Origin of the sequence: Flavobacterium pokkalii (assembly GCF_014596575.1) — a bacterium.
In the GTDB taxonomy this organism is placed as follows: Bacteria; Bacteroidota; Bacteroidia; order Flavobacteriales; family Flavobacteriaceae; genus Flavobacterium; species Flavobacterium pokkalii.
In genome coordinates this window covers 1-6,033 of the sequence record NZ_NASZ01000038.1, presented here as the reverse complement: position 1 = coordinate 6,033, position 6,033 = coordinate 1, and the positions used below count along the sequence as shown (strand labels likewise).

Below are 6,033 nucleotides of genomic sequence, written 5' to 3'. Positions count from 1 at the left end.
ATCAGTTGTAAATCAACGACTAAATATACGAAATAACTTATGTTAAACCAAATATAAAGCACAAAAAAAACCGCCTCAGTTTTGAGACGGCTTCTTTTGATATTTACTAAAAGTTGTTTTTAGATGATAATTCGAATGATTTCTCCGTTTTTATTCAACATTTCAATTCGAACACTTTGCTGATCGTCTTTGTTGTTTAGAAGTTTAGAGGCACTTTCGATATCTTTTATTTTGACATTGTCAATGCTTAAAATAATGTTTCCTTGTAATTCATCGGCATATTGTCTTAGATTTTCGTTGTTGATGGATTTGATTTTTACACCATAATCTACATGGAATTTTTTCTTGTCAGTAGCAGAAATATTTTCTAATTCGATTCCTTTAAATTCAGCGCTGAAAAATTCATTTTTGCTCAAAGTCACCGGAACTGTTTTAGATGCATTGTCTCTAATTATCGTTACGTTTACTTTGTCGTTTGGACGTTTGGTGTTAATGTATCCGGATAGATCGGCAAAAGTGGCGATGTTTTGATTGTCAATTTTTACGATAATATCTCCTTTTTTCAATCCGGCTTTATCGGCTCCGGTGTTTTTTCTAACATTATTAATGTAAAAGCCTTCGGTTTGTTTTACACCCAATTCTTTAGAAGCTGTACCGTTCAATTCACCTCCTTCAACACCTAAAATCCCACGTTGTACATTGCCGTATTCCATAATGTCTTCAATAATTTTTCGGGCAATATTAGAAGGGACAGCAAAGGAATACCCCACATACGAACCAGTCATCGAAGTAATCATCGTATTGATTCCGATTAAATCTCCGCGGGTGTTAACCAAGGCGCCACCACTGTTTCCGGGGTTTACCGCAGCATCGGTTTGGATAAATGATTGAATGCCGTCAGTTCCCAAATTTCTGGCTTTGGCCGAAACAATTCCGGCAGTTACCGTTGAAGTTAAGTTGTATGGGTTTCCTACGGCAAGTACCCATTCACCAACTTTTACATCGTCTGAATTTCCAAAAGTGGTATAAGGCAATTTTTCATCGGCGTCAATTTTCAACAAGGCAATATCCATTTTAGAATCGGTTCCAATGAGTTTTGCTTTATAGGATTTTTTGTTGTTTAAAGTAATTTCAATTTCTGAAGCATCTTTAATCACGTGATTATTGGTGACAATATATCCGTCTTCCGAGATAATTACTCCCGAACCGGTACCTACTTGTTCCTGAGCCTGACCTCCTCGGTAACCGTAGAAAAATTCCAGCATTGGGTCGCTTACTTTTTGGTAAGAAACGTTTTTTACGTGAACTACAGTGTGAATGGTTTTGTCGGCGGCTTCAGTAAAATCTAGTACGTCAGAAGATAAGCCAACTCTTTTTGTATAATTGTCAGATGCCAGTGTCGTAATCGTTTTTTTGTCATTTGAAAAATAACCGTTATCGTCAAATAATAATTTGTAAGCCCCTAATGTTGTGGCTCCACTTAATAAAGACACTAAAAATAGATTAGAAAATCGTTTCATAATAGAGATCGTTTTTACGTTATTTGTAAAGTAAATTTAAAGCGAAAATAGAATGTTAAAAAACACTTTAACGCTGTTTAACAATGATTAACATTTCATTAATAGTTCGTATTTTTGTGGTTTATAATTCAATAAAATGCAAGTACACTTTTATAAATACCAAGGTACCGGAAACGATTTTGTAATCATTGATAATCGTTCCGAATTTTTTCCAAAAGAAGATACAAAATTAATTGAGCGTCTTTGTGACAGACGTTTTGGAATTGGATCAGACGGATTGATGTTGCTTGAAAATGATCCGGAAGCCGATTTTAAAATGGTTTATTACAATTCAGACGGGAATCAAAGCACCATGTGCGGAAATGGCGGAAGGTGTTTGGTCGCTTTTGCAAAACAATTAAATGTAATCGGAGATACTACTTCCTTTAATGCCGTTGATGGTTTGCATCATGCTTCAGTAGATAAAGACGGAATTGTTTCTTTGCAAATGATTGATGTTGACGAAATAAAAATTAATCCTGATTATAGTTTTTTAAACACCGGTTCGCCACATCATGTTCAAATCGTAGAAGATTTAGAGCGTTATAATGTAAAAGAAAACGGCGCTGCTATTCGTTATGGCGAATTGTATGGAAAAGCGGGAAGCAATATCAATTTTGTCAAAAAAATTGACGATTCCACTTTTGCGCTTCGCACTTATGAACGTGGCGTTGAAGATGAAACTCTGGCTTGCGGAACTGGAGCTACAGCGGCTGCAATCGCGATGAATGCTACCGGACAAACAGATTTGACAGCGATTAACGTAAATGTTGAAGGCGGAAAATTGTCGGTTTCTTTTGAAAAAGAAGGTAATAAATACGTGAATGTATTTTTGAACGGTCCGGCAAAATTTGTTTTTGAAGGAACTATCGAAATTTAGAAACGTCTTTAAATAATTCTTTAAGCTAAATATTTATGAGTGCATACCATGTTAGACTAGTTGGTGGAATTGTGATATGGGCGGTTAGAGGTTTTAAAACTCCTTTGAAGAATTGTATTAATGATTATATTAATTCTTTTGTTGTTGGAATTGTTACTATTCTCGTTTTATTCTATTTTGCTATTTATCTTTATTCTCAATTCACTCCATAATTATTTAAAATGATAACATTAAAAGGCAATTCTATTTATTTACGGGCTTTGGAACCTGAAGATTTAGAATTTATCTATGCCATAGAAAATGATGAAAATATTTGGGAAGTGAGTAATACACAAACTCCTTACAGCCGATTTCTCATTCGGCAGTATCTGGAAAATGCGCATCAGGATATTTATGAAGCCAAGCAGTTGCGATTGGCCATTTGCAAAGATCAGGACTTTCCGGCTATTGGATTAATTGATTTGTTTGACTTTGATCCGAGAAATAACAGAGCCGGAGTGGGGATTTTAATTCACAGTGAAGGGAATCGAAATCAGCAAATTGGTTCGGAGGCTCTGGAGTTATTAATTCGTTACTCGTTCGGACATTTAAATTTACATCAGTTGTATGCAAATATTGGGGTGTCAAATGATGCGAGTGTAGCACTTTTTACTAAATTTGGCTTTCAATGTATAGGGCTTAAAAAAGATTGGAATCTTATCAACGGAGTATATCAGGACGAAGCCGTCTATCAGTTAATTAATCAATAATTTAATTTTTAGCTTTTATAATGAGCACAAAAAAAATGATTTCAATTGCCGCAATTGTCGTGGTTTCGGGATTGATTATTTATGGTTTCGTTTTAATTTCTCAAATTTTTTCAAACAATACCAAGTTTACTGAAGATGAAGTCTATGTTCATGTTCCAACCGTTGCTACTTATGCTCAGGTTTTAGATTCTGTTTCTCCTTATGTGACCAATTTGGATCGTTTTGAAATGGTAGCCAATAAAATGAGTTATCCTGCCAATGTTAAATCAGGACGTTTTTTATTGAAAAAAGGAATGAACAGTTACGAATTGGTTAAAGCCATGCGTTACAATGTTCCGGTAAAGTTAGCTTTTAATAATCAGGAGCGTATTGAAAATCTGGCCGGACGTGTGGGGTCTCAAATTGAAGCCGACAGTGCTTCTTTGATGCATTCGTTTAAGGATTCTATTTTCTTAAAAGAAAACGGATTTACTGAGGAAAATGTCTTAACCATGTTTATTCCTAATACTTATGAGGTGTATTGGAATACTTCGGCTGATAAATTCAGAGATAAAATGATTAAAGAATATCGTAATTTCTGGAATAAAGAGCGTGTTGCCGATGCGCAAAAACAAGGGTTATCGCCTACAGAAGCTACGATTTTGGCTTCCATTGTTCATAAAGAATCGGTTAAAAAAGACGAAAGACCTCGAATTGCAGCAGTTTATTTGAACAGATTGCGATTAGGAATGCCACTTCAGGCCGATCCAACGGTGATCTATGCCAAGAAAAAGAAAGACAACGATTTTAATCAAATTATCAAAAGGGTGTTTTACAATGATTTATTTTTGAATTCGCCTTATAACACTTATAAAGTAACCGGACTTCCTCCGGGACCAATTGCAATGCCTGATATTACGGCTCTTGAGGCAGTTTTAAAACCGGAAAAAAACAATTTTATTTATTTCTGTGCCAGTGTGGATCGTTTTGGGTATCATGAATTTGCGGCTACTTTAGCGGAACACAATGTGAATGCCAAAAAATATTCGGATTGGATTAATGCACAGGGAGTAAAAAGATAGTTTTGAAGTATAAAGGGTTTTTATTTGTCGGATGCTTGCTTGTAGTTTTTAATTGTACCGCTCAGGGCAAAATAGATTCTTTTTTTAAACCTTCGGATACTTTAAACAATAAAAGAAAAAAAGCTGTTTTCGTTTCGGAAGCAGCTTTTTCTGCTATAACTCTGGTTGGTTTAAATCAGTTGTGGTATGCTGATTATCCCCGTTCCAAATTTCATTTTATCAATGACAATCAGGAATGGCTGCAAATGGATAAGCTTGGACATCTTTTTTCTTCTTATCATTTAGGACGTTTGGGGAGCGAAATGTTGCAATGGAGCGGAGCGACACCTAAAAAACAATTGTTGTATGGTGCTGGTTTAGGTTTTGCATTTTTGACTGCTGTGGAAGTTTTGGACGGATTTTCTTCTGAATGGGGTGCTTCTTCCGGAGATGTGATTGCCAATGCTACCGGAACAGCTTTATATGTTTCGCAGCAATTGCTATGGAAAGAGCAACGCATTACACCCAAATTTTCTTTTCACAACACCCGATTTGCCAATTACCGACCGGAAGTTTTAGGAGCAAGTTTTTCCGAGCAAATTTTAAAAGATTACAATGGACAAACCTATTGGTTGTCGGCTAATTTAAAATCCTTTTTTAGAGATTCTAAAATTCCAAAAATTTTAAATATAGCTGTTGGTTATGGAGCGGATGGGATGCTGACTGGAAAAGGAGAAAATTCACCGTTTTTAACAGAAGAAAATCTCGTAAAATCGCGACAATTTTATCTGAGTTTAGACGTTGATCTGACAAAAATTGATACAAAATCACATTTTTTGAAGACTTTTTTTTCTGTTTTTTCCGTTTTAAAAATTCCCGCGCCCACGCTTGAATACTCAGGTCGTGAGGGACTTAAGGCGCATCTGTTGTATTTTTAGTGGCTATTAATTGGTTGATTTTCAGGTTTTATGAAAAAAGTTGTATCTTTGCGCCGTGAAATTTCTGAATGTGACAGGTTTGGAAGAAATCCAATTTATGATAAAAAAATGGCATTTTTACACCAGTTTAGCTGTAATTATAGTATTCTTAAGTTACAGTTTTAAACCACTGAAATTAGATAATGATGAGTGGTTTTTGAGGAAAAATGTTGAAGGAATGCAATACCAATTTCCTTCATTACAACAGGAAGATTATACCAGTTTAAATATTCCTTTTACAGGAAATTTATTCATCGGTTTTAAGGAAGCAATCGGATATAGAGAATCCGAGAACAAGTACAAAAAAGTAAATTCGTTAGGGTATTTAGGAAAATACCAGTTTGGAAACGAAACTTTAAGGTCTATTGGAATTCATGATACTGAAAAATTCTTAAGAAGTCCTAAACTACAGGAAAAAGCCTTTGTTGCTTTATTATCTAAAAACAAATCCATTTTAAAGGACATTATTGAACGATACGACGGAAAAGTTGTAGATGGTATTTTGATTACCGAATCGGGTATTTTGGCTGCGGCTCATTTGGGAGGTGCAGGTTCTGTGAAAAGATTTTTTAAGCATAACGGGAAAAAATACATTAAAGATGCCTATGGTACTTCGATACGCAGTTATTTAAAAGCATTTGGAGGCTATGATACTTCTTTTATCCAGCCCAATGTAAATGCAGTAGTTTCGCTTTAATCTTAAACTTAAAAGAAAAGAGTCATTTCTATTTTTAGACTGCCCCCAAAAGTTTAGACAAATTTATAATTAATTTTGATAATAATGAGCTCGATATTGTATCGGGCTCATTCCTTTTAAATTCAGCTTTA

At 35.0% G+C, this 6,033-nt stretch carries 6 protein-coding genes; 5 read left to right on the top strand and 1 reads right to left on the bottom strand.

Translation table 11 applies throughout. The features are described from left to right. Positions 1-119: 119 nt before the first annotated feature. Positions 120-1,520, bottom strand: coding sequence for a Do family serine endopeptidase (locus B6A10_RS16055; protein ID WP_055091355.1), 1,401 nt, complete (start codon positions 1,518-1,520; stop codon positions 120-122). A gap of 136 nt (positions 1,521-1,656) precedes the next feature. Here B6A10_RS16055 and dapF point away from each other — a divergent pair, with 136 nt between their 5' ends. The 5 genes from dapF to B6A10_RS16030 all read left to right on the top strand — a co-directional run bounded on the left by dapF (position 1,657) and on the right by B6A10_RS16030 (position 5,902). After that, positions 1,657-2,439 carry a diaminopimelate epimerase gene (gene dapF / locus B6A10_RS16050; RefSeq protein WP_188221676.1) on the top strand — a complete coding sequence of 261 codons (783 nt, stop codon included), beginning with the start codon at positions 1,657-1,659 and terminating at the stop codon, positions 2,437-2,439. A 221-nt stretch (positions 2,440-2,660) separates the two neighbouring features. Continuing rightward, complete coding sequence (locus B6A10_RS16045; RefSeq protein ID WP_188221675.1) at positions 2,661-3,188, top strand: GNAT family N-acetyltransferase; 528 nt, start codon at positions 2,661-2,663, stop codon at positions 3,186-3,188. 20 nt (positions 3,189-3,208) lie between these two features. Further along, on the top strand, positions 3,209-4,249 hold the full coding sequence (gene mltG, locus B6A10_RS16040; protein WP_188221674.1) for an endolytic transglycosylase MltG: 1,041 nt from the start codon (positions 3,209-3,211) through the stop codon (positions 4,247-4,249). Positions 4,250-4,251: 2 nt separating this feature from the next. Further along, positions 4,252-5,166, top strand: a complete 915-nt coding sequence (locus B6A10_RS16035) for a DUF2279 domain-containing protein (RefSeq protein ID WP_194431849.1) — start codon at positions 4,252-4,254, stop codon at positions 5,164-5,166. A 97-nt stretch (positions 5,167-5,263) separates the two neighbouring features. Continuing rightward, on the top strand, positions 5,264-5,902 hold the full coding sequence (locus B6A10_RS16030; RefSeq protein ID WP_026713314.1) for a hypothetical protein: 639 nt from the start codon (positions 5,264-5,266) through the stop codon (positions 5,900-5,902). The last annotated feature ends 131 nt before the right edge of the window (positions 5,903-6,033 follow it).

Coding starts and splice junctions, on each gene's coding strand:
- B6A10_RS16030 (WP_026713314.1), top strand. CDS start 5,264: ATGATAAAAAAATGGCATTTTTACACCAGTTTAGCTGTAATTATAGTA.
- B6A10_RS16055 (WP_055091355.1), bottom strand. CDS start 1,520: ATGAAACGATTTTCTAATCTATTTTTAGTGTCTTTATTAAGTGGAGCC.
- mltG (WP_188221674.1), top strand. CDS start 3,209: ATGAGCACAAAAAAAATGATTTCAATTGCCGCAATTGTCGTGGTTTCG.
- dapF (WP_188221676.1), top strand. CDS start 1,657: ATGCAAGTACACTTTTATAAATACCAAGGTACCGGAAACGATTTTGTA.
- B6A10_RS16045 (WP_188221675.1), top strand. CDS start 2,661: ATGATAACATTAAAAGGCAATTCTATTTATTTACGGGCTTTGGAACCT.